This window comes from Janthinobacterium sp. BHSEK, from assembly GCF_056174685.1.
Window position 1 is genome coordinate 23,392 of record NZ_JBWBYV010000035.1, and the last position, 21,470, is coordinate 44,861.

Annotated in this window: 22 protein-coding genes; 13 read left to right on the forward strand and 9 right to left on the reverse strand. The window is 64.9% G+C overall.

Annotated features, from left to right (window positions below; genetic code table 11):
- Positions 1–36: 36 nt before the first annotated feature.
- Genes argS through AC0V2Y_RS14230 form a run of 7 tightly spaced genes read left to right on the forward strand, consistent with a single transcriptional unit; the run spans position 37 to position 6,223 of the window.
- Positions 37–1,746 (forward strand): arginine--tRNA ligase, encoded by a 1,710-nt coding sequence (gene argS, locus AC0V2Y_RS14200; protein WP_475416765.1) that lies wholly within the window; start codon positions 37–39, stop codon positions 1,744–1,746.
- Between the two features lie 20 nt (positions 1,747–1,766).
- Positions 1,767–2,474, forward strand: coding sequence for an SPOR domain-containing protein (locus AC0V2Y_RS14205; protein WP_475416764.1), 708 nt, complete (start codon positions 1,767–1,769; stop codon positions 2,472–2,474).
- 9 nt (positions 2,475–2,483) lie between these two features.
- On the forward strand, positions 2,484–3,155 hold the full coding sequence (locus AC0V2Y_RS14210) for a thiol:disulfide interchange protein DsbA/DsbL (RefSeq protein WP_475416763.1): 672 nt from the start codon (positions 2,484–2,486) through the stop codon (positions 3,153–3,155).
- 37 nt (positions 3,156–3,192) lie between these two features.
- Positions 3,193–3,954, forward strand: a complete 762-nt coding sequence (locus tag AC0V2Y_RS14215) for an SDR family oxidoreductase (protein WP_475416762.1) — start codon at positions 3,193–3,195, stop codon at positions 3,952–3,954.
- A gap of 10 nt (positions 3,955–3,964) precedes the next feature.
- Positions 3,965–4,768, forward strand: a complete 804-nt coding sequence (locus tag AC0V2Y_RS14220) for a biotin--[acetyl-CoA-carboxylase] ligase (RefSeq protein WP_475416761.1) — start codon at positions 3,965–3,967, stop codon at positions 4,766–4,768.
- Between the two features lie 4 nt (positions 4,769–4,772).
- Positions 4,773–5,531, forward strand: coding sequence for a type III pantothenate kinase (locus tag AC0V2Y_RS14225; protein ID WP_475416760.1), 759 nt, complete (start codon positions 4,773–4,775; stop codon positions 5,529–5,531).
- Entirely contained in the window at positions 5,525–6,223 is a 699-nt protein-coding gene (locus AC0V2Y_RS14230; protein ID WP_475416759.1) for an SPOR domain-containing protein, read from the forward strand. The genes AC0V2Y_RS14225 and AC0V2Y_RS14230 overlap by 7 nt, the downstream gene beginning before the upstream one ends.
- Here the strand turns inward: AC0V2Y_RS14230 and AC0V2Y_RS14235 are convergent, their stop codons facing one another.
- The 6 genes from AC0V2Y_RS14235 to AC0V2Y_RS14260 form a co-directional block, all read right to left on the reverse strand.
- Entirely contained in the window at positions 6,224–7,267 is a 1,044-nt protein-coding gene (locus AC0V2Y_RS14235) for a septal ring lytic transglycosylase RlpA family protein (RefSeq protein ID WP_475416758.1), read from the reverse strand.
- Positions 7,267–8,382 (reverse strand): rod shape-determining protein RodA, encoded by a 1,116-nt coding sequence (gene rodA, locus AC0V2Y_RS14240; RefSeq protein ID WP_436520050.1) that lies wholly within the window; start codon positions 8,380–8,382, stop codon positions 7,267–7,269. The genes AC0V2Y_RS14235 and rodA overlap by 1 nt, the downstream gene beginning before the upstream one ends.
- Positions 8,383–8,390: 8 nt before the next feature.
- Positions 8,391–10,361: a penicillin-binding protein 2 gene (gene mrdA, locus AC0V2Y_RS14245; RefSeq protein WP_475416757.1), complete on the reverse strand. Its 1,971-nt coding sequence runs from the start codon at positions 10,359–10,361 to the stop codon at positions 8,391–8,393.
- Between the two features lie 12 nt (positions 10,362–10,373).
- On the reverse strand, positions 10,374–10,886 hold the full coding sequence (gene mreD, locus AC0V2Y_RS14250; RefSeq protein ID WP_035824494.1) for a rod shape-determining protein MreD: 513 nt from the start codon (positions 10,884–10,886) through the stop codon (positions 10,374–10,376).
- Positions 10,883–11,947 carry a rod shape-determining protein MreC gene (gene mreC, locus AC0V2Y_RS14255; RefSeq protein ID WP_475416756.1) on the reverse strand — a complete coding sequence of 355 codons (1,065 nt, stop codon included), beginning with the start codon at positions 11,945–11,947 and terminating at the stop codon, positions 10,883–10,885. Before mreC ends, mreD begins: the two co-directional genes overlap by 4 nt.
- Before the next feature lie 106 nt (positions 11,948–12,053).
- Positions 12,054–13,097 (reverse strand): rod shape-determining protein, encoded by a 1,044-nt coding sequence (locus tag AC0V2Y_RS14260; RefSeq protein WP_010393186.1) that lies wholly within the window; start codon positions 13,095–13,097, stop codon positions 12,054–12,056.
- Positions 13,098–13,448: 351 nt separating this feature from the next.
- On the opposite strand from AC0V2Y_RS14260, the gene gatC reads away from it, so the two are divergent.
- The 6 genes from gatC (at position 13,449) to AC0V2Y_RS14290 (ending at position 19,756) form a co-directional block, all read left to right on the forward strand.
- On the forward strand, positions 13,449–13,751 hold the full coding sequence (gene gatC, locus AC0V2Y_RS14265; protein ID WP_076568266.1) for an Asp-tRNA(Asn)/Glu-tRNA(Gln) amidotransferase subunit GatC: 303 nt from the start codon (positions 13,449–13,451) through the stop codon (positions 13,749–13,751).
- Positions 13,752–13,804: 53 nt separating this feature from the next.
- The gene (gatA, locus tag AC0V2Y_RS14270; protein WP_475416755.1) at positions 13,805–15,301 is read left to right on the forward strand and encodes an Asp-tRNA(Asn)/Glu-tRNA(Gln) amidotransferase subunit GatA; all 1,497 of its coding nucleotides are present in this window, start codon (positions 13,805–13,807) and stop codon (positions 15,299–15,301) included.
- Between the two features lie 37 nt (positions 15,302–15,338).
- Entirely contained in the window at positions 15,339–16,814 is a 1,476-nt protein-coding gene (gatB, locus tag AC0V2Y_RS14275; RefSeq protein ID WP_475416778.1) for an Asp-tRNA(Asn)/Glu-tRNA(Gln) amidotransferase subunit GatB, read from the forward strand.
- Between the two features lie 191 nt (positions 16,815–17,005).
- A complete protein-coding gene (locus AC0V2Y_RS14280) occupies positions 17,006–17,389 on the forward strand; it encodes a BlaI/MecI/CopY family transcriptional regulator (protein ID WP_475416754.1) in 384 nt (127 codons plus the stop codon).
- Complete coding sequence (locus AC0V2Y_RS14285) at positions 17,386–18,633, forward strand: M56 family metallopeptidase (protein ID WP_475416753.1); 1,248 nt, start codon at positions 17,386–17,388, stop codon at positions 18,631–18,633. The genes AC0V2Y_RS14280 and AC0V2Y_RS14285 overlap by 4 nt, the downstream gene beginning before the upstream one ends.
- Before the next feature lie 85 nt (positions 18,634–18,718).
- On the forward strand, positions 18,719–19,756 hold the full coding sequence (locus tag AC0V2Y_RS14290; protein ID WP_475416752.1) for an oxidoreductase: 1,038 nt from the start codon (positions 18,719–18,721) through the stop codon (positions 19,754–19,756).
- A gap of 19 nt (positions 19,757–19,775) precedes the next feature.
- Here AC0V2Y_RS14290 and AC0V2Y_RS14295 read toward each other — a convergent pair whose 3' ends face one another.
- From AC0V2Y_RS14295 to AC0V2Y_RS14305, 3 genes are all read right to left on the reverse strand, one after another.
- On the reverse strand, positions 19,776–20,240 hold the full coding sequence (locus tag AC0V2Y_RS14295) for a carboxypeptidase regulatory-like domain-containing protein (RefSeq protein WP_475416751.1): 465 nt from the start codon (positions 20,238–20,240) through the stop codon (positions 19,776–19,778).
- A gap of 62 nt (positions 20,241–20,302) precedes the next feature.
- The gene (locus AC0V2Y_RS14300) at positions 20,303–20,494 is read right to left on the reverse strand and encodes a YqaE/Pmp3 family membrane protein (RefSeq protein WP_326458128.1); all 192 of its coding nucleotides are present in this window, start codon (positions 20,492–20,494) and stop codon (positions 20,303–20,305) included.
- A 95-nt stretch (positions 20,495–20,589) separates the two neighbouring features.
- Positions 20,590–21,456 (reverse strand): alpha/beta fold hydrolase, encoded by an 867-nt coding sequence (locus AC0V2Y_RS14305; RefSeq protein WP_475416750.1) that lies wholly within the window; start codon positions 21,454–21,456, stop codon positions 20,590–20,592.
- Positions 21,457–21,470: the final 14 nt, after the last annotated feature.

Genomic DNA, 21,470 nt, shown 5'->3' on the forward strand with positions numbered 1-21,470 from the left:
ATTCATTCTTAACGCGGTTCCACCGCCATCCCGCTCATGCTCGCCCAACAGAAACAAGAAATCATCGCCCTGTTCCAGGCCGCCCTCGCTCCCGTCCTGGCCGGCACTTCGCTGACGCCATCCGTGGTGCTCGAGCGACCACGCGATGCATCGCATGGCGACGTCGCCTGCAATATCGCCATGCAACTGGCCAAGCAGCTGAAACAGAACCCGCGCGAACTGGCGCAAACCATCGTGACGGCCGTGCTGGCCAACCCGGCCGGCAAGGGATTGATCGAGGCAGTGGAAATCGCCGGTCCCGGCTTCATCAACGTGCGCGTCTCCGCCGCCGCCAAGCAGGCCGTCGTAAACACCATCTTGAGCGAAGCCGGCAGCTATGGCCGCAGCACGGCAGGCGCCGGCAAGCAGGTCATCCTGGAATTCGTCTCGGCCAACCCGACCGGTCCGCTGCACGTGGGCCACGGCCGCCAGGCGGCCCTGGGCGACGCCCTGTCCTCGCTGTTCGACGCGCAAGGCTACCAGGTGACGCGCGAGTTCTACTACAACGACGCGGGCGTGCAGATCCAGACCCTGGCCAATTCCGTGCAGGCGCGCGCGCGCGGCTTCAAGCCGGGCGACGCCGAATGGCCCGAGTCCGCCTACAACGGCGACTACATCGCCGACATCGCCAATGACTTCAAGGCCGGCAAGACCGTGTCGGCCAGCGACGGCTTGCCGGCGACGGCCAACGGCGACGTGGAAGACATCGATTCGATCCGCCCGTTCGCCGTCACCTACCTGCGCAACGAGCAGGACATCGACTTGCAGGCCTTCGGCGTGAAGTTCGACAATTACTACCTCGAATCGTCGCTGTATGCGGACGGCAAGGTCAATAGCGCCGTCGAAACCTTGATCAAGGCCGGCCACACGTATGAACAGGATGGCGCGCTGTGGCTGCGCACCACCGACTTCGGCGACGACAAGGACCGCGTCATGCGCAAGACGGACGGCACCTACACGTATTTCGTGCCCGACGTCGCGTATCACCTGGTGAAATGGCAGCGCGGTTTCGTGCAGGCCATCAATATCCAGGGCAGCGACCACCACGGCACCATCGCGCGCGTGCGCGCCGGCCTGCAGGCCGTCGACATGGGCATCCCGCAAGGCTACCCCGACTACGTGCTGCACAAGATGGTCACCGTCATGAAGGACGGCGAGGAAGTCAAGATTTCCAAGCGCGCCGGCTCCTACGTGACCGTGCGCGACCTGATCGAATGGTCGGGCGGCGGCGACATCGCCAAGGGCCGCGACGCCGTGCGCTTCTTCCTGATCTCGCGCAAGGCCGACACGGAATTCGTCTTCGACGTCGACGTGGCGCTGAAAACCACCGATGAAAACCCGGTCTATTACGTGCAGTACGCGCATGCGCGCATCTGCCGCATCCTGGAAAACTGGGGCGGCGATGAAAGCACGGTCGCCGGCGTGGACTTGTCCCCGCTGACGGCGCCGACGGAAGCGACCCTGCTGGCGACCCTGGCCGCCTATCCGGAAACGCTGGCGCGCGCGCAAGCGGAACTGGGACCGCACCAGGTCGCCTTCTACCTGCGCGACCTGGCCGCCAACCTGCACAGCTTCTACTTCGCCGAAAAAGTGCTGGTCGAGGACGAAGCCGTCAAGATGGCCCGCCTGGCCCTCGTCGTCGCCGCGCGCCAGGTATTGCGCAACGGCTTGGCACTGATCGGCGTGTCCGCGCCAAACAAAATGTAATCGCGAAGGTCTAACCGTCAATGAATCATGCTTCCCGCTTCTCTTCGACCCGGCGCCAGCAGGGCAATACCCTGGTCGGCATCATCATCGGCCTGGTCATCGGCCTGGGCATCGCCGTGGTGGTCGCCCTGGTGATCACCAAGGGCGCCTCGCCCTTCACCGACAAGTCAGGCAAGGCCGGCAAGTCGGCCGAACCGACGGCCGGCCAGATCGCCGACCCGAACAAGCCGATGTACGGCAACAAGGAAGCGGCCAAGGAAGCGGCGCGCGACTTCTCCAAGGAGCCGCGCGAGATCGTCACGCCGACGCAGCCTGCCGCGCCGGCGCCGGCGCCCACCACCGCGCAGCAGCCGAAGGCACCGCCGCCGGACGCGCTGCAGGAATTGATCGGTACATTGAAAGACAAGCCGGCGCCGAAAACGCCGGCGGCAGCGCCCGCGCCGCAAGCCAAGGCCGACGCGAAAGAGGCCAAGACCGATGCAGCCAGCGACAAATGGATTTATTATCTGCAGGCCGGCGCCTTCCATGACATGTCGGACGCCGAAAGCACGCGCGGCAAACTGGCGCTGCTGGGCTTCGAAGCAGCCATCAGCGACCGCAGCACCGATGCCGGCGTGCTGCACCGCGTGCGCATCGGGCCGTTCAACCAGCTCGAAGCGATGAACCGCGCGCGCACCAAACTGTCTGAAAACGGCATCGATGTCGCCGTCGTCCGCAACCAAAAATAAGGAACCAGCATGCGTTTTCTGAAGAAGATCCTGTTCGCCGCCGCCCTGTGCAGCATCGCCCTGGGCGCGTCCGCCTCGCCGGCCGAGCCGAAGAACGGCGTCGAATACGAAACCCTGCCCGCGCCGCAGGCGACGGAATCGGGCAAGAAAATCGAAGTGACGGAATTCTTCGCCTATTACTGCCCGCACTGCAACGTGCTCGAACCGCAGCTGGCGGCCTGGGTCAAGAAACAGGGCGACAACATCGTCTTCAAGCGCGTGCACGTGTCGCGCGACGAGAGCGTGGCGCCGCAGCAGCGCCTGTTCTTCACCCTGCAAGCCATGGGCCTGGTCGACAAGCTGCATACCGGCGTCTTCCACGCCATGCACGTGGAGCGCAACCGCCTGAACACCGACGACGCCGTCTTCGACTTCATCGCCAAGCAGGGCGTGGATCGCCAGAAATTCATCGACACCTACCGTTCGATGGGCGTCTCGGCCCGCGTGCGCCGCGCGGACGCCATGATGCAGGGCTATAACGTGACGTTCTGGCCCATGATCGCCATCGACGGCCGCTACATCACCTCGCCTTCGCAGGCCGACCAGGGCAGCAAGTCGGCCAAGAACGAAGAGCAGCTGAACGCCCAGGCGCTCAGCGTGATGGACGTGCTGGTCGCGAAAGCCAAAGCGGAAAAGAAATAAGCATGACCACTTCCCTGGCGCGCCCGGGCATCGCCTGATGCACAGCGTTTTCATCACGGGCGCGTCGAGCGGACTGGGCGCCGCCCTGGCGCTGCAGTACGCGCGCCAGGGCGCCCAGCTGGGCTTACTGGCCCGCCGCGGCGACGCGCTGCGGCACCTGATCGCTTCCCTGCCCCACCCTGAACGCCACCGCGCCTACGCCGTCGACGTGTGCGACCACGCCGCCCTGAAAGGCGCAGCACAGGACTTCATCGCCCATTCCGGCCGCATCGACGTCGTCATCGCCAGCGCCGGCGTATCGTACGGCACCTTGAGCGAACACGCGGAAGACCTCGACGCCTTCGCGCGCCTCATCGCCATCAACGTCACGGCCACCGTCGCCACCTTCGCCCCCTTCATCGCCGCCATGAAAAGCCAGGGCGGCGGACGCCTGGTGGGCATCGGCAGCGTGGCGGGCATCCGCGGCCTGCCCGGCGCCGAAGCCTACAGCGCCTCGAAGGCGGCCGTCATCAGCTACTGCGAATCGCTGCGCCTGGAATTGAAACCGGCGGGCATCAAGGTCGTCACCATCACGCCCGGCTACATCGACACGCCGATGACGCGCCATAACGCCTACCGCATGCCCTTCCTGATGCCGGCCGGAAAATTCGCCGTGCGCGCCGCGCGCGCCATCGCCGACGGCGACAGCTACCGCGTGATCCCGTGGCAGATGGGCGTCGTCGCCAAGCTGCTGCGTGCATTGCCCAATGCCGTCTACGACCGGGCCTTCGCCAACGCGCCGCACAAGGCGCGCAACTGAACAGACCAACATGACGAAGCACGCAGACCTGAACAGCGCGGCCATCGCCGCCCATTGCGCCACGGGCGCCTCGCACGTTGCCATCGAAGTGGTCGATGAAACGGGATCGACCAACGCCGACCTGCTGGCGCGCTGCACCACCCTGGCCGGCCCCACCCTGCGCATCGCCGGCCAGCAGACGGCCGGACGGGGGCGCGCCGGACGGCCGTGGGTGTCGCAACCGGACGCCAGCCTGATGTTCTCGCTGGCCTGGCGCTTCAAGGGGCCGCTGCACCAGCTGGTCGGCCTGCCGCTGGCCGTCGGCGTGGCGCTGGCCGAAAGCATGACGGCGCTGGGCGTGCCGGTGCAACTGAAATGGCCGAACGACCTGCTCAAGGATGGCCACAAGCTGGCCGGCATCCTCGTCGAGACGCAACAGGCACAGGGCGACGATAGCGGCGGCGTATGGGCCGTGATCGGCTGCGGCATCAATCTCTTGATGCCCGATGCGCTGGAGCGGCAGATCGGGCGCAGCGTCTCGGCCGTGCCCTGGCTGGCGCAGATGGAGCGCAATACCCTGGTGGCGGCCCTATTGAGCCGCCTGGCAGGCGTGCTGGCCGAATTCGACGACACGGGCTTCGCGCCGTTTGCGGAACGCTGGAACCTGCTGCATGCGTGGCAGGGCCAGCACGTAAAAATCCTCGACAACGGCCAGCTGCTGCAGCAAGGCGTGGCGGCCGGCGTCGACCACCTGGGCCGTCTGCTGCTGCGCACCGATGGCGGCCTGCAGGAAGTCATGTCCGGCGACGTGTCCTTGCGCCTGGCCGGGGAGTAAGCGCATGCTGCTGCTGATCGACGCCGGCAATACGCGCATCAAATGGGCGCTCGTCGCCGCCGACAGTGCCGCCGGCGGCTGGCTGGCCAGCGGCGCCGTCGCGCATGCGCAGATCGACACCCTGGCCGCGCAGTGGGCGCCACTGGCCATCAGCGAGGCACTGCTGTCGAATGTGGCGGGCGCCGTCATCGGCGCGCGCCTGCGCGCCATGCTGCCGATCGTGCCGCGTGACTTTGTCTCGCTGCCGCAGCTGGCGGGACTGAGGAACGGCTACCGCGCGCCGTCGCAGCTGGGCTGCGACCGCTTTGCCGCCGCCATCGGCGCGCACGCGCTGGCGCCTGGGCAGGCCGTCATCGTCGCCAATTGCGGTACCGCCACCACCATCGACGCCATCACGGCCGATGGCGTGTTCCTCGGCGGGATGATCTTGCCGGGACTGGGATTGATGGCCAGTTCGCTGGCGCGCAACACGGCGCAGCTGCCGCACATCGCCAGCGGCGCCATGCTGCCGGCCGGCTTTGCCGACAATACGGACGACGCCATCCTCTCCGGCTGCCTGGCGGCGCAGGCGGGCGCCATCGAACGGGCCGTGCGCATGCACGGCGCCAGCGCCTGCCTGCTGTCGGGCGGCGCCGCAGCGCGCATCGCACCGGCCCTGGCGCTGGCGGTGCCGCTGCACCTGGTGGACAATATCGTCATGCTCGGCCTGCAGGCGGCCGCGCGCGCCGGGGCTGCAGGAACACAAGGAAACCACGTATGCTGAAATTCGTCTTCTGGCTGCTGGCCGGCGTCAACCTGCTGGTGCTGGCCATCGGCCAGGGTTATCTGGGCAGTTTTCGCAGCGAGACGCGCGAACCGGCGCGCCTGAAAAACCAGCTGCAGGCGGGCAAGCTCACCTTGCTGACGCAGGAGCAGGCCACGGCGCCCGCCGCGCCGCCGGCTGCCGAAGAAGCTGAGAAGCCGGCAGCGGCCACGCCGACGCCGCCGACCACGTATGCCTGCACGGAAGTGGGCAATTTCCTGCTGGCCGACGGGCGCCGCTTCGAAGCGCAAGTGGCGGCGCTGGACCTGGGCGACCGCCAGTCGCGCCGCAACGTGGCCGGCCAGGACATTTCCAGCTACATGGTGTACATCCCGCCGCAAGGCAGCAAGGAAGGCGCCGACCGCAAGGCCGGCGAATTGAAGCAGCTGGGCGTGACGAATTACTTCATCATGAATGAAAGCAGCCCGCTGCGCTGGGGCATTTCATTGGGCGTATTCAAGTCGGAAACGAGCGCGCAAAGCCAGCTGGCATCGCTCAACAAACAGGGCGTGCACAGCGCCCGCGTCGCGCCGCGCTACAGCGCCAGCAAGCAGTTCGCCTACCAGTTCCGCGGCCTCGACGCCGCCACGCGCGCGCGTCTCGAGAAGATCAAGGCGCAGTTCCCGGAACAAGACCTGCGCACTTGTAAATAACTACCTTTGGATCACGATGGGCTTGATGCCCGTCGATTCCGGCAAATTCGCCGCCGCCCGTGCCGCCTCGGCGCGGCTGGCAAACGGTCCGCCGTACAGGCGGAACAGGTTACCGGCCTGCACCACGCCCAGGGTACCGAGCGCCGCCGCGTACGGCGCCAGGCGCGAACGGCCCGATTCCGCATTGTCGGCGCGCGAATAGGCGCCCAGCTGCAGATAGAAACCGCTGGCCAGCGCCGCCGGTGCCGGCATCGCCACCGTCGCATCGACGGGCAGCATCTGCGACGACACTTCCGGCTGCACCACGGCGCCCGTTTCCACCGGCGTGTCGATGGAGATGGCCACCACCGACGGCACCGGCTTGGGTGCCGCGCGGGCCGCCAGGATGGCGTCGATATCGGCCGGCAGCAGGCGTTCCACGACCACTTGGTGGCTGCCCTTGCCGAGGAAGCCCAGTTTCAGCGCCGCCGTGTAGGATACGTCGATGACGCGCGTGGCGTGGAACGGACCGCGGTCGTTGATGCGCACGATCACCTGCTCACCGCTGTCGATGCTCGTCACGCGCGCATACGATGGAATCGGCAAGGTCGGGTGGGCCGCCGTCATCTTGTACATATCGTAGATTTCGCCCGACGAGGTGCGCTGGCCATGGAATTTCTTGCCATACCAGGTGCCCGTGCCCTTCTGCGTGAACGGTTCGTTGTCGGTGATCGGCGTGTACGTCTTGCCGAAGACGACGTAGGGACGGTTCGAGCGCGTCGAATACGGCTCGTTGCGCACTTCCGCATCGGGCACGTCGCGCAGGTTGGCCGGCGGATTGTCGCCCGGGCCATCGTCCTTGTAGTAGCCGCCGCGCCCGGAGCCGGCCGCCGGCAATGCCGGCAAGGTGGGATCCTGGCGCACGGGCACCTTGACCTTGCCGCCGGAGGGCAGCGGCACGTTGTTCGATGCGGGCTTGTGCGGCGCGGTGCCGCAGGCGGCCAGGGTCAGCAGGACGACAAGGCTCAGCCCGCGCGTGGCGAAGGTATCGAAAGGCGCCCGCATCAGGTCTGCACCAGCTTGCGGTGGCGCTGAATGCTCATCAGGATGCCGGTGGCGACGCCCAGGGTCAGCAGCGCGGTGCCGCCATAGCTGAGGAATGGCAGGGGGACGCCGACCACCGGCACGATGCCGCTGACCATGCCCATGTTGACAAACGCATACGTAAAGAAAATCATAGTTATCGCTCCTGCCAGCAGGCGAGTGAAAAAACTGGGGGCGTTGGCGGCGATCATCATCCCCCGTCCCACCAGCAGCAAATACATCAGCATCAGAATCAGATTACCCACCAGGCCGAACTCCTCCGAATACACGGCGAAGATGAAGTCGGTGGTGCGCTCCGGAACGAATTCCAGGTGGGCCTGCGTGCCGTGCGTCCAGCCCTTGCCCGTCATGCCGCCGGAACCGATGGCGATGATGGACTGGATGATATGGAAGCCCTTGCCCAGCGGGTCCTTGGTCGGGTCGATCAGCATCATCACGCGGTCGCGCTGGTAATCATGCAGGTGCGACCAGGCGATCGGCAGGCAGGAAACAAAGGTGATCAGCAAGCCGGCCAGCACCTTCCACGACAGGCCGGCCAGGAAGATGACGGTAAAGCCGGCCGCCACCACCAGCAGCGCCGTGCCCAGGTCGGGCTGGCGCGCGATCAGGTACACGGGCACCAGCAGCAGCACGGCCGCCATCAGGAACGATTTCCAGCGCAGGGCGCCCGCATTGTGCTGGAAGAACCAGGCCAGCATCAGCGGCGTGGCGATCTTCAGGAATTCGGAAGGCTGGATGTCGATCACGCCGATATGCAGCCAGCGCCGCGCACCGAGCTTGATGGTGCCGAACAGCGCCACGGCCACCAGCAAGATCACCGACACCGTGTACACCGGCACGGCGATGCGCATCATCATCTGCGGCGTGACGTTGGCCGCCACCCACATGACGAAAAAGCACAGCAGGATATTGCGCAAATGGTCCTCGATCTTGCCGGGGATGCCGATGCTGGCCGAATACAGGGTCAGCAGGCTGGTGCACAGCAGCATCAGGATGATGATCATCAGCGGCGGATCGAACACCGCCAGGTAGGGTTTGGCGCGCCGCCACAGCGAGCGCCTCTCGTTAATGGGCATGTGCTTCCTTATTGCCTGGCAGGCGGCGCCGGGGCGGCCTGCTCGTCGGTGATTTCTTCCAGGGTGCGCACTTCGTCGACATCTTCCTTGGGCACCTTGGTGGTGTCCTTTTCCTTGTCGCTCGGGCGCTTGCCCAGCAGGTAGTAGTCGAGCGCCTTGCGCGCGATCGGCGCGGCCACGCCGGCGCCGAAGCCCGCGTTTTCCACTACGATGGCGATCGCGATGCGCGGCTTGTCGGCCGGCGCGAAGGCCGTAAACAGGGCGTTGTCGCGCAGGCGTTCGGCCAGCAGCTTGGCATTGTACTTCTCGTTTTTCTTGATGCCCACCACCTGCGCCGTACCCGTCTTGCCGCCCACCGTGTACTGCACGCCGGTGAAGATGCGCGCGGCCGTGCCGCCCTGCTCGCTGGTCACGCCCACCATGGCGCGCTTGATGATGTCGATGTTTTCCTGCTTGAGCGCGATGCGGTAGCTTTCCTTGGGCACCGTCAGGGTGCGCGCGCGCGTGGCCGCGTCTTCGATGATCTTCACCAGATGCGGCTTCATCACCACGCCGTTATTGGCCAGGTTGGCCGTCGCGTGGGCAATCTGCAGCGGCGTGTAGGAATTGTAGCCGGAGCCGTTACTCACCGAAATCGTGTCGCCGCCCACCCATTTTTTCTGCTGCGGCGTCTTGAAGCGGTTGCGCTTCCATTCCGTCGACGGCAGCACGCCCGTCTTTTCGTTATTCAGGTCGATGCCCGTCAGCTGGCCGAAACCGAACGGCTTCATGAAGTCGTGGATGGCGTCGATGCCCATGTCGCGGCCCAGCTGGTAGTAATAGGTGTTGCACGAGACGACGATGGACTTGTGCATGTCCACCGTGCCATGGCCGCCCACCTTGTCGTCGCGGAAGGTGTGGCCGCCGAGGATGAAGAAGCCGGGATCGGAAATCGACTGGCTCGGCGTGCGCTTGCCCAGTTCCAGCGCGGCCAGCGCCATGAAGGGTTTGAAGGTCGAGCCGGGCGCGTAGGTGCCCGACAGGGGACGGTTGACCATCGGCCGGTCCAGCGAGGTATTGAGTTCGTTCCAGCTTTGCTGGTCGATGCCGTCGACGAACAGGTTCGGGTCGTAGCCTGGCTTGGAGACGTAGGCGAGGATGTCGCCCGTGGCCGGATCGATCGCCACGGCCGCGCCACGCCATTCGCCGAACGCTTCCTCGACCACCTTCTGCAGTTCGATGTCGATCGACAGGATCAGGTTGTTGCCGGGGGTGGCCGCCGTGCGCGACAGGGTGCGCATGGCGCGCCCGCCGGCCGACACTTCCACTTCTTCGTAGCCGGTGGTGCCATGCAGCTGCTTCTCGTAGCTTTTTTCCAGGCCCTCCTTGCCGATATGGTCGGTGCCGTTGTAGTTGGCCGCGTCCTCGCCCTCTTCCAGCGCCTTGGCCTCATTGCGGTTGATGCGGCCGATGAAGCCCACCACATGCGAGGCGATTTCGCCCATCGGATACTGGCGGAACAGGCGCGCCTGCACTTCCACGCCGGGGAAGCGGAAACGCTGCGCCGTGAAGCGCGCCACTTCCTCATCCGTCAGGCGCGTGCGCAGCGGCACGCTGACGAAGTTCTTCGATTCTTCCAGCAGCTTCTTGAAGCGGCGGCGGTCCTTGACGTCGATCTGCACCAGGGTCGACAGCTCGTCGATCACCGAATCGAGGCTGGCGCTCAATTTCGACGGCGTGATTTCCAGCGTGTAGGCCGAGTAATTGCGCGCCAAGACCACGCCGTTGCGATCGAGGATCAGGCCGCGCGTGGGCACGATGGGCACCACGGCGATGCGGTTGTCCTCGGCCTTGGTCGCGTAGTCCTCGTGCTTGATCACCTGCAGCCAGATGAAGCGCGCCAGCAGCAGCGAAAAGCAGACGAAGACGAGCGCGCCCAGGATGGTCAGGCGCATGCGGAAAAAATGCAGTTCGCGCTCGGTATTTTTCAGTTCGGTCATGGCAGGCGCCCGTCAGATCGGCCGGTTATGGTCGCGGTCCACGGCGCGGCGCTGCGGCGCCAGCAGGATCCACGTCACGAAAGGCCACAGGGCGACGGCGACGAAGCTCTCGATGAAATTGAGCCAGCCGGGGAAACGGCCCGAGACGATCAGCCGCGTCAGCAATTGCAGCGCCTGCGTCAGCAGCAGCAGCGGCAGCACGTGCAGCGCCTGCGTCAGGATGGGGAACCACAGCACGCGGCGGTGCATCATGATGGCGAAATACGACAGCAAGGTATAGGCCAGCGCATTCTCGCCCAGCAGGGTCGAGTCGTGCACGTCCATCATCAGGCCCATGAAGAACGCCACGCCGATGCCGACCTTGCGCGGCTGGTGGATGCCCCAGAAGACCAGCACCAGGGCGACGAAATCGGGCACGCCGACGAACTGCCCCCATGGCAGCAGGTTCAGCAGAAAAGCGCACAGCAGGGAAAAACCGATGAACAGGGGGCTGACCGGCAGCAGGATGTAATGCGGGCGGTTCATCGTGTCGCTTCCTTCGGTGGCACGGCGGCAGGTGCTGGCGTTGTTACGGGCGTTGGTACAGGTCCTGCCGGCGCCGCCGGTTTCGGCGCGGCGCTGGCGGGCGGCTTCGCGGCGGGGGCTGTCGCGGCGGCGGCGGCAGGCTCCTTGGCCGGGTCCTTGATCGGCGCCATCTTGCCGGCGATCTTGCGGCCCGTCTTGACTTCCTCAGCGGGTGGGCGCGGCGGAATCTCGGGCGACGTCATCAGGATGAGCAGCTGGGTGTTGCGTTCGATGCCGGCCAGCGGCTGGCACACCACGCGGCCGAACGGGCCATGCGCATTGCGCTCGACCAAGGTCACGCGCGCCACGGCCAGGCCGGCCGGGTACAGGCCGTCGAGGCCCGAGGTAATGACGATGTCGCCGATCTGGATGTCGGCGCTGGGGGCCGTGAAGCGCAGTTCCATGGTGCCGGACTTGCCGCGCCCGATGGCCACGCTGCGCACGCCATTGCGCAGCAGCTGCACGGGGATGGCCTGCTCTTCGTCCGTCAGCAAGGTCACTTCGGAGGTGAACGGGAACACGCGCGTGACCTGCCCCACCACGCCGAGATTATCGATCACGGGGCGGCCCAGTTCCACGCCATGCTGGATGCCACGGTCCAGCACGATCTTGCGCGTGGCCGAGTCGCGCGTGTCATACAGCACTTCGGCCATCATGGTCTTGACGGGCACGCGCTCGCGCGCTTCCATCAGCTTGCGCAAGTGGTTGTTTTCAACGATGTTGAGTTGCGCCTGCTGCAGGATCTGCGCCGAGGCGATCTGTTCGTGCTTCAGGTCGCGCACCTGTTTTTCCAGGGCGGACAGCGAAGAAAAGTAGTTGCCGACGCCCAGCGCCACGTCGCGCGGCACCAGGGCCGCCATCTGCACCGGATACAGCACGGTGCCGACGGCCTGGCGCACGGCCGTCAGCGCGTGCATGCGCGAATCGACCAGCAGCAGGGCGATAGAAATGCCGGCGAACACCATCATCTTGACGCGGGCGGAGGCGCCTTGTTTGAAAAGTGGCGGAGGACTGTATTCCATGACATCCAGTAATCAGGCGCAGTGCGCCAACGTGCGGGCCCCGGGCAAACGCCGGTGCCAAAACCAAAAAAAGGCCGGAAACTGAAGTTCCGGCCCTTCTGTCAGATTATTCGTAGGAGAAGATCGAGCCGAGCTTGTCCATACGTTCCAGTGCCATCCCGGAACCGCGCACCACGCAGGTGAGCGGGTCCTCTGCCACCAGCACCGGCAGGCCGGTTTCCTCCATCAGCAGGCGGTCCAGGTCACGCAGCAGTGCGCCGCCGCCCGTCAGCATCATGCCTTTTTCGGCGATGTCGGCGCCCAGTTCCGGCGGCGTCTGTTCCAGCGCGTTTTTCACGGCCGAGACGATGTTGTTCAGCGGATCGGTCAGCGCTTCGAGGATCTCGTTGCTGGAAATGGTGAACGAACGGGGGATGCCTTCGGACAGGTTGCGGCCCTTGACTTCCATTTCCTTCACTTCCGAGCCAGGGAAGGCCGAACCGATGGCCTTCTTGATGGCTTCGGCCGTCTGTTCGCCGATCAGCATGCCGTAGTTGCGGCGGATGTAGTTGACGATGGCTTCATCGAACTTGTCGCCGCCGACGCGCACGGAACCCTTGTAGACCATGCCGCCCAGCGAGATGATGCCCACTTCCGTCGTGCCGCCGCCGATGTCGACCACCATCGAGCCGGTCGCTTCCGACACGGGCAAGCCCGCGCCGATGGCCGCTGCCATCGGTTCTTCGATCAGGTACACCTGCGAGGCGCCGGCGCCCAGGGCCGATTCGCGGATCGCGCGGCGCTCGACCTGGGTCGAACCGCACGGCACGCAAATGATGATGCGCGGCGATGGACGGAAGAATTTCGAGTCGTGCACCATGCGGATGAATTGCTTGAGCATCTGCTCGGTCACGGTGAAGTCGGCGATCACGCCATCTTTCATCGGACGAATCGCTTCGATATTGCCCGGCACCTTGCCCAGCATCTGCTTGGCTTCCTTGCCGACTGCCTGAATGGTCTTCTTGCCATTCGGACCGCCTTCCTGGCGGATGGCGACGACGGATGGCTCGTCCAGGACGATACCGAGGCCGCGTACATAAATAAGGGTGTTGGCCGTGCCCAAGTCAATGGCCAGATCGGTGGAGATATACCTGCGTAAAAAACCAAACATGAGTGTCCTGTAGCGCATCGAGCTGCGCAAAAGCTGTTTATGGGGAGTTTCAAAGCGGGCGCTTTCAGGCACCCTGAAAATCCGTGGAGGCGATTTTTCCGGGTTTCGCTTGGCGCTTGCGCAATCTTTTCTATGCTGCGGCAGCGGTCCATCAGCGCCGTCAACGCATTAACCCGCCATTCTACCTTATAATTTGAATGCGATTTGCTCAAAAACCATGGAAAAGTGCGACTCTTGCAGCCGCGAGTTACGCGGCATTCCTCGATTTTTGTGAACAAAATAGCAGTAAATACCCGCGTTTTATCAAAACGCCAACTTAATACTAATGCGCGGCACTCCGCGCCATTCGCCATGTCCCTGACACTCTCCGACGTAAAACGCATCGCCCACCTGGCCCAACTTGAAATGGCCGACGACCAGGCCGTCACGTCTTTGGCCCAATTGAACAAGATTTTCGCACTGGCCGAACAAATGCAAGCCGTCAATACCGATGGCGTGGCGCCCCTGAGCCACCCGCTGGCCGCCCACATGGACAATATCGCCCTGCGCCTGCGCGAGGACGTCGCCACGGAAACGAATCGCCGCGACGCCTACCAGGCCGTGGCACCGAAGGTACAGGATGGCCTGTACCTGGTGCCCAAGGTTATCGAATAAACACGCCGTTGCGCCGTTCCCGCCTTCTTGCCGAATATCAAAATAGAAACGCCATGCATACAAAATCCATCAAACAGCTGTCCACGCTTTTGCAGAACAAGGAAATTTCCGCCGTTGCACTGGCGACGCATTTCCTCGACCGCATCGAAGCGGACAACTCGAACACCTTCCTGCACGTCGACCGTGCCCTGACCCTGGCGCAAGCTGCCGACGCCGATGCGCGCATCGCCGCCGGCACGGCCACGCCGTTGACGGGCGTGCCGATCGCGCACAAGGACTTGTTCGTCACGAAAGGCTGGCGCACGACGGCCGGCTCGAAAATGCTGGCCAACTACGCCAGCCCGTTTGACGCCACCGTGGTGGAAAAATTCCAGGCGGCCGGCATGGTCACTTTGGGCAAGGTCAACTGCGATGAATTCGCCATGGGTTCCGGCAACGAGAACTCGGCCTTCGGCGCCGTGCAGAACCCGTGGGATAAAACGGCCGTGCCGGGCGGCTCGTCCGGCGGCTCAGCCGCCGCCGTCGCGGCCGGCCTGGCGCCAGCGGCCACCGGCACCGATACGGGCGGCTCGATCCGCCAGCCAGCCGCCTTCTGCGGCATCACCGGCATCAAGCCGACCTACGGCCGCGTCTCGCGCTTCGGCATGATCGCCTTTGCCTCGTCGCTGGACCAGGGCGGCCCGATGGCCCGCTCGGCCGAAGACTGCGCCCTGCTGCTGACCGCCATGGCCGGCTTCGACGAACGCGACTCGACCAGCCTGTCGCCGGAACAGGGCGGCGTGGCGGAAGATTTTTCGCGCGACCTGGAGCAACCCCTGACCGGCTTGCGCATCGGCGTGCCGCGCGAGTACTTCGGCGAGGGCCTGGCCAAGGACGTGGAAGCGGCCGTGCGCGGCGCGCTGGCGCAGTATGAAAAGCTGGGCGCCACCCTGGTCGACATCTCGCTGCCGAATACGGCCCTGTCGATTCCGGCCTATTACATGATCGCGCCGGCCGAAGCGTCGTCGAACCTGTCGCGCTACGACGGCGTGCGCTACGGCCACCGCGCCGCCGAGTACAAGGATTTGCAGGACATGTACAAGAAGTCGCGCGCCCAGGGCTTCGGCCCGGAAGTGCAGCGCCGCATCATGGTCGGCACCTATGTGCTGTGCCACGGCTACTACGACGCCTACTACCTGAAGGCGCAAAAGATCCGCCGCCTGATCGCGCAGGATTTCGACGCCGTGCTGAATGGCCCGGACGCCGTCTGCGACGTCATCATGGGCCCCGTCGCGCCGACCGTCGCCTGGGACCTGGGCGACAAGACGGACGACCCGGTGGCGAACTACCTGGCCGACATCTACACCCTGTCGACCAGCCTGGCCGGCCTGCCCGGCATGTCGATACCCTGCGGCTTCGGCGCAGGAGACAAGAATGGCAAGCGCCCCGTCGGCCTGCAAATCATCGGCAATTATTTTGGCGAAGCGAAGTTGCTGAACGTGGCCCACCAGTTCCAGCAAGTGACGGACTGGCATACGCGTGCTCCAGGCAACGCAACTGCCGGCATCTAAGAAAAAATTCGCGCCGCCCAGGCGGCGCCACCAAAAAATAAGCGAGAACACTATGCAATGGGAAGTCGTCATCGGTCTTGAGAACCACGTGCAGCTCACGACCGAATCCAAAATTTTCAGCGGTTCGCCGATCAAGTACGGCGCCGAAGCCAATACGCAGGCCAGCCCCGTCGACCTGGCGCTGCCGGGCGTGCTGCCGGTGATGAACAAGCAAGCCGTCGACCGCGCGATCCGCTTCGGCCTGGCCGTGGGCGCCACCGTCGCGCCGCACTCGGTCTTCGCCCGTAAAAACTATTTCTATCCCGATTCGCCCAAGGGTTACCAGATCAGCCAGTTCGAGGACCCCGTCGTCATCGGCGGCGCCCTGACCTTCGGCTATGAAAAGGACGGCGAATTCGTCACCAAGACGGTGAACCTGACGCGCGCCCACCTGGAAGAAGACGCCGGGAAGTCCTTGCATGAAGACTATGCCGGCATGAGCGGCATCGACTTGAACCGCGCCGGCACGCCGCTGCTGGAAATCGTCTCGGAGCCGGAAATCCGCAGCGCCGCAGAAGCCGTGGCCTACGCCAAGGCCCTGCACTCGCTGGTCATGTGGCTGGGCGTCTGCGACGGCAACATGCAGGAAGGCTCATTCCGCTGCGACGTCAACGTCTCCGTGCGCCCCGTCGGCCAGAAGGAATTCGGCACGCGCTGCGAGATCAAGAACCTGAACTCCTTCCGCTTCATCGAGGAAGCCGTGCACGTGGAAGTGCGCCGCCAGATCGAACTGATCGAGGACGGCGGCAAGGTCGTGCAGGCGACGCGCCTGTACGATCCGGACCGCAAGGAAACGCGCGAAATGCGCAGCAAGGAAGACGCGCAGGATTACCGCTATTTCCCGGACCCGGACCTGCCGCCGCTGGTCATCTCGCAAGCGTGGATAGACTCCGTCAAGGCCTCGATGCCGGAACTGCCGGCCGCCATGCGCGCCCGCTTCATCAGCGAATACGCGCTGCCGGACTACGACGCGCTGGTGCTGACGCAGTCGAAGGCCATGGCCACCTATTTCGTCGCCGTGGTCGAGAAGGCCGGCAAGGAAAACGCCAAGGCCGCCGCCAACTGGCTGATGGGCGACGTGTCGTCGACCCTGAACCGCGAAGGCGTGGACCTGGACGACGCCCCCGTCTCCGCCGCCCAGCTGGCCGCCATGCTCAAGCGCATCGCCGACGGCACGATCTCGAACAAGGCGGCAAAGGAAGTCTTCGCCGGCATGTGGGAAGCGAAATCGAACGACGAGCACCTGGTCGACGCCATCATCGACGCCAAGGGCTTGAAGCAGATCTCGGACTCGGGCGCGCTCGAAGCCATCGTCGATGAAGTGCTGGCGGCCAACGCCAAGTCGGTGGAGCAGTACCGCGCCGGCAAGGAAGCGGCCATCAATGCGCTGATCGGCCAGGCAATGAAAGCGTCCAAGGGCAAGGCCAACCCGGCCCAGCTGACGGAACTGCTGAAGGCCAAGCTGGCGGGATAATTTTCACTCGCCCCAAAAAAAAGACGCTGCGGCGTCTTTTTTTTCGCCTGTCGGATCTCTTCATAAACAAGCTTGTCTACGTTTCATGTCACGCCTGACGGGCGTTTATACGCTACTGAAAATTAAAGTATACATTTTTGTCTACAAGGTTTAATCTAGCCCTATTGAATTTCAGGCAAGAGGAAAACCGCATGACCAAGACGCACGACATTCCGAAACCAACGGCAGCCGAACTCGATCTGCTGCAGGCGCTGTGGCCGCTGGGCGCCGCCACAGCCAAGCAGGTGCACGAGGCGATGGCGCTGGCCAAGCCGGCCATCACCTATGGCACCGTGCTGCGCCTGATGCAGATCATGCACGGCAAGGGCTTGCTGATCCGCGACGAAAGCCAGCGCTCGCACGTGTATGCGCCGGCGCAGGCCCAGGACAGCCTGCAGACGAATTTGCTCAAGGAATTGATGCAGAAAGCCTTCGCCGGTTCGGCCAAGGCGCTGGTGCTGGCGGCGCTGCGCACGGGCGTGTCGCGCGCCGAACGCGCGGAAATCGAAAAAATGCTCAAGGACGATCCATCATGAGCGGCTTCGTGCCGGCGCTGGGCTGGACCCTGCTGCACTTCCTGTGGCAAGGGCTGCTGATCGGCTGCGCCACGGCGCTGGCGTGGGCGGCCCTGCGCAATGCGCGTCCGGAGGCACGCTACGCCGTCGGTTGCGGCGCCCTGCTGGCCTGCCTGGCGTGGCCGGCGGCGGGCTTGTATCTGCGCCTGGCCGGGGCCGATGCCACGGGCGCGCTGTACTCCAGCGCCTTGCTGCCCGCCGCCCTGCTGGCGCCCGACAGCCTGCCCGACCTGGACCTGCTGCTGCGCGCCGTCGTCGGCGTGTGGGCCCTGTGCGCCGCCGTGCTGGCCGTGCGCATGGCGCTGGGCATGCTGTGGATAGAGCGCAGCGCCAGGAACACGGGCACCGCGCATGCAAAACTGCAGACAAGGCTGTCGCGCATGGCGCACGATGCCGGCGTGGCGCGGCCCGTGCGGCTGCGCGTGCTCGACAACATCGCCAGTCCGCTCACGGCCGGCATCTGGCGCCCCATGGTGCTGGTGCCCGCGGCGCTGCTCACCGGCATGCCGCCGCACCTGCTCGATGCGCTGCTGGCGCATGAACTGGCGCACATCCGGCGCCACGATTATCTGCTCAACCTGCTGCAAAACGCCATCGAGGCGCTGCTGTTCTTCCACCCTGCTGTCTGGTGGATTTCACGCGGCGTGCGCCTCGAACGCGAACATATTGCAGATGATTTCGCAGCAAGACAACTGGGCGAACCGCGGCGTCTGGCTCTTGCACTCTCGGAACTGGAACGTCTCCAGTTCTCAACCCACCACCTGGCCCAGGCGGCCAACGGAGGAGATCTTATGTCACGTATCAAACGATTGCTGCGCCCCGCACCACAAGCCCTGAACTGGAAGGCGGCCGTGCCGCTGCTGGCATTGGCCGGCGCCTGCCTCGGCATCTACGGCCAGGCCGTCGCCGCCGACAGCGCACCGGTACTGGAGCGCCGCCCCGTCATCGACTTTGGCGTGTGCGGCAAACCGGTCTACCCGGCCGCATCGCTGCAGGCGAAGGAAACGGGCACGGTCAACCTGTCCTTTGATGTCGACGCCACCGGCAAGGTCCAAGGGTCAAGCGTGGTCAAGAGCAGCGGCCATCCGGCCCTCGACGAGGCGGCGCGCACTGGCATTGCCAAGTGCACGTTCAAGCCGGCCCTCGCTGGCGGCAAGCCGGTCAGCGCCAGCGTCAAGGTGCAATACGTCTGGCGCCTGAACTAATGTCTGCGCGGCGGCAGGCAGCAGCGCTACCGCCGCCCGCTTGCGGGTATGATCATGGATTCTTCCACGCACCTGTGAACACGCCATGAACAAGATCAAAACCGGCCTGGTCGGCTACGGCTTTGCCGGCTCCACCTTCCACGCTCCCGTCCTGTCCGCCATCGATGCCCTGGAACTGGCGGCCGTCGCCTCCAGCAAGCCCGAGCTCGTGCACAAGGATTGGCCGCACGCCACCGTGTATGCGGAAGCGGCGCAGCTGTTTGCCGATCCATCCATCGAACTGGTCGTCATCGCCGCACCCAACGAGGCGCATTTCAGCCTGGCGCAAGCGGCCCTGCAGGCGGGCAAGCACGTGGTGGTCGACAAGCCCTTCACCATTTCCAGCGCCGAAGCACAGAGCCTGATCGCGCTGGCGAAAGAGCGCCAGCTGGTGCTCAGCGTGTATCACAACCGGCGCTGGGATGGCGACTTCCTGACCTTGAAAGCGCTGCTGGCGCAAGGCACCCTGGGGCGCATCGCCAGCGTCGAATCGCACTTCGACCGTTTCCGCCCCGAGATCCGCCAGCGCTGGCGCGAATCCGGAGCGCCGGGCGGCGGCTTGCTGTACGACCTGGGTCCGCACATGCTGGACCAGGCCATGCTGCTGTTCGGCCAGCCGGAAAAGCTGTATGCCGATATCGTCCTGCAGCGCGATGGCGCGCAAGCCGTCGACTACATGCACATCGTTTTGTATTACGAGCGGCTGCGCGTGGTGCTGCAAGCGGGCTGCCTGGTGAAGGCGCCGACGGCGCGCTTCGCCGTGCATGGCGACAAGGGCAGTTTCGTGAAATTCGGCCTCGATCCGCAGGAAGATGCCCTGAAGGCGGGCGGCAGGCCGGGCCAGCCCGGCTGGGGCGTTGACCCCGTGCGCGGCGCGCTGCACCTGGGCACGCAGCCGGACGGCCATTGCGAACACCTCGAAATGCAGGCGGGCCGCTACCAGGACTTTTACCAGGGCATGGCCGACGCCATCCGCCACGGCGCACCGGCGCCCGTGGCGGCCGAGGATGCGGCAGCGACGATACGCCTGATCGAACTGGCGCTGCAAAGCGCCGCCGAAGGGCGCGTGCTGGCGGTCAGCTGATCGGGCTGCCGTCGCCGCATCAAGGCCGGCCCTGGTTCGTTCCCGCCGGCCAGACCAGCTCCACGCGCGCGGAACTGCCCGCCTTGATCTGTACCTTGCGCTCCAGCGTCTTGCCCGCCAGGGTGGTGCGCAGGCTGTAGCTGCCGGGCGCCAGTTTCGCCAGCAGGAAGGGGCCGCTGGCCGTCGTATCCAGCACCGGAGCGCCCTTGGCGTCGCGTATTTCCAGCTTCACGTCGGAGGCAAATTCCGCCTTGCCCGCCGCCTGCACGGAAAACACGAGGCTCAAGGGCCAATCCCGGCTGGCGCTCTTGATGGCCGTCGACTCATCGAGGCCGATGCCGCCGCTCAGGTACTCCACCGCCCCGCTCTTCTGCACGGGCGGCAGTGCTCCGTCGGTTTGCGCCTGCGCCGCACTTCCCAGCAACAGCCCGGCGGCCAGCATTGCCGCCGCCAGGCCCAGGGTACCGCCTCTGTTCAATGCCATCTCACTCTCCTCATGTCGGTTGAATCAAGATAGGAAGCGCAGCTTAGGCCAGTCTTAGAAGGTTAGCGCCGGCGCATGGCGTCGGCGATCTTCTGGTCCGTCTTGTACTGGCTCAGCGCATACACGGCCCAGATCGTGGCCGGCAGCCAGCCGATCACGGTGATTTGCAGGATCAGGCAAATGATGCCGGCGATCGGGCGGCCGATCGTGAAAAAGGTCAGCCACGGGAGTAACAGGGCAATCAGCAAGCGCATCGTTCGTTCCTTGAGTATTCCCCTGTGCCGCGGGGACCGGGCCGGCATGCGCCGGCGGTAAATTCAGTTAATCCGATTATAACGATACCCGGCCCTCACGCCTGCACGGGTGCCAGCAGTTTTTCCATCCAGGCCAGGATGGCGGCAAAGATCGCCTCGCGGTTCACCTCATTGAAATTCTCGTGATAGTTGGCCGGATAAAAATGATAGTCGAGCAGGCCATCGGGCACGCTGCGCAGCAGGCTTTCCGTGGCGCGGCTGTCGGCCAGCTTGTCGTCGCCCGCCACCGCGGCGAACAGGGGGAAACGCCAGTCTGACAAGCCGCCCGCCAGCGCCTTTTGCGCCGACGTCAGCGCATGGGCGAAACGCACCGACGCGGCACTGGCGCGGATGCCATCGCGCTCGTCCTGAAAATGGCGCGCGGTGATGGTCTGGTCATGCGTGAGCAACATGGTCAGGTTACCCAGCGGCACTTTCATCGTCGGAAAGCGCTGCGCCAGCCAGCCGGACAGCATCTGCAGCACCTTCGGCACGGGTATCGCATTCACGTAATACGGCGATGAAAACACAAATCCCTTGATGGCCGGGTCGCCCGCAAAGCGCCACAGCCCCAGGTGCGTGGCGATCAGACCGCCCATGGAGTGGCCCATGACGAACACGGGCACGCCCGGATACGTCTGCGTGACCCAGGCGAGGAACAGCTCCTCGTCGTCGAGGAAGGCGTCGAACGAGGGGATGTCGACCTTGCGCTTGCCGTCGTGGCCCACCATGTCAAAGCTGACGGTGGCGATGCCGTGCTGGCGGAAGTATAGCGCCGGCGTGACGTAGTCGCCCGCATGCGCCATGCCGCCGTGGATCGCCAGGATCACGGCGCGGGGATGCTCCGGCTGCCAGATGTGGATGGGCCGCTCGACCCGGTCGCTGCACAGCAGGCTGGCCATCTTGTCTTCTGAAAAACGCATCGCTGCTCCTGTCA

What these genes read in the sequence shown, in the direction of transcription:
- argS (WP_475416765.1), top strand. Translation starts at nt 37, where the DNA reads ATGCTCGCCCAACAGAAACAAGAAATCATCGCCCTGTTCCAGGCCGCC.
- AC0V2Y_RS14205 (WP_475416764.1), top strand. Translation starts at nt 1,767, where the DNA reads ATGAATCATGCTTCCCGCTTCTCTTCGACCCGGCGCCAGCAGGGCAAT.
- AC0V2Y_RS14210 (WP_475416763.1), top strand. Translation starts at nt 2,484, where the DNA reads ATGCGTTTTCTGAAGAAGATCCTGTTCGCCGCCGCCCTGTGCAGCATC.
- AC0V2Y_RS14215 (WP_475416762.1), top strand. Translation starts at nt 3,193, where the DNA reads ATGCACAGCGTTTTCATCACGGGCGCGTCGAGCGGACTGGGCGCCGCC.
- AC0V2Y_RS14220 (WP_475416761.1), top strand. Translation starts at nt 3,965, where the DNA reads ATGACGAAGCACGCAGACCTGAACAGCGCGGCCATCGCCGCCCATTGC.
- AC0V2Y_RS14225 (WP_475416760.1), top strand. Translation starts at nt 4,773, where the DNA reads ATGCTGCTGCTGATCGACGCCGGCAATACGCGCATCAAATGGGCGCTC.
- AC0V2Y_RS14230 (WP_475416759.1), top strand. Translation starts at nt 5,525, where the DNA reads ATGCTGAAATTCGTCTTCTGGCTGCTGGCCGGCGTCAACCTGCTGGTG.
- AC0V2Y_RS14235 (WP_475416758.1), bottom strand. Translation starts at nt 7,267, where the DNA reads ATGCGGGCGCCTTTCGATACCTTCGCCACGCGCGGGCTGAGCCTTGTC.
- rodA (WP_436520050.1), bottom strand. Translation starts at nt 8,382, where the DNA reads ATGCCCATTAACGAGAGGCGCTCGCTGTGGCGGCGCGCCAAACCCTAC.
- mrdA (WP_475416757.1), bottom strand. Translation starts at nt 10,361, where the DNA reads ATGACCGAACTGAAAAATACCGAGCGCGAACTGCATTTTTTCCGCATG.
- mreD (WP_035824494.1), bottom strand. Translation starts at nt 10,886, where the DNA reads ATGAACCGCCCGCATTACATCCTGCTGCCGGTCAGCCCCCTGTTCATC.
- mreC (WP_475416756.1), bottom strand. Translation starts at nt 11,947, where the DNA reads ATGGAATACAGTCCTCCGCCACTTTTCAAACAAGGCGCCTCCGCCCGC.
- AC0V2Y_RS14260 (WP_010393186.1), bottom strand. Translation starts at nt 13,097, where the DNA reads ATGTTTGGTTTTTTACGCAGGTATATCTCCACCGATCTGGCCATTGAC.
- gatC (WP_076568266.1), top strand. Translation starts at nt 13,449, where the DNA reads ATGTCCCTGACACTCTCCGACGTAAAACGCATCGCCCACCTGGCCCAA.
- gatA (WP_475416755.1), top strand. Translation starts at nt 13,805, where the DNA reads ATGCATACAAAATCCATCAAACAGCTGTCCACGCTTTTGCAGAACAAG.
- AC0V2Y_RS14280 (WP_475416754.1), top strand. Translation starts at nt 17,006, where the DNA reads ATGACCAAGACGCACGACATTCCGAAACCAACGGCAGCCGAACTCGAT.
- AC0V2Y_RS14285 (WP_475416753.1), top strand. Translation starts at nt 17,386, where the DNA reads ATGAGCGGCTTCGTGCCGGCGCTGGGCTGGACCCTGCTGCACTTCCTG.
- AC0V2Y_RS14290 (WP_475416752.1), top strand. Translation starts at nt 18,719, where the DNA reads ATGAACAAGATCAAAACCGGCCTGGTCGGCTACGGCTTTGCCGGCTCC.
- AC0V2Y_RS14295 (WP_475416751.1), bottom strand. Translation starts at nt 20,240, where the DNA reads ATGGCATTGAACAGAGGCGGTACCCTGGGCCTGGCGGCGGCAATGCTG.
- AC0V2Y_RS14300 (WP_326458128.1), bottom strand. Translation starts at nt 20,494, where the DNA reads ATGCGCTTGCTGATTGCCCTGTTACTCCCGTGGCTGACCTTTTTCACG.
- AC0V2Y_RS14305 (WP_475416750.1), bottom strand. Translation starts at nt 21,456, where the DNA reads ATGCGTTTTTCAGAAGACAAGATGGCCAGCCTGCTGTGCAGCGACCGG.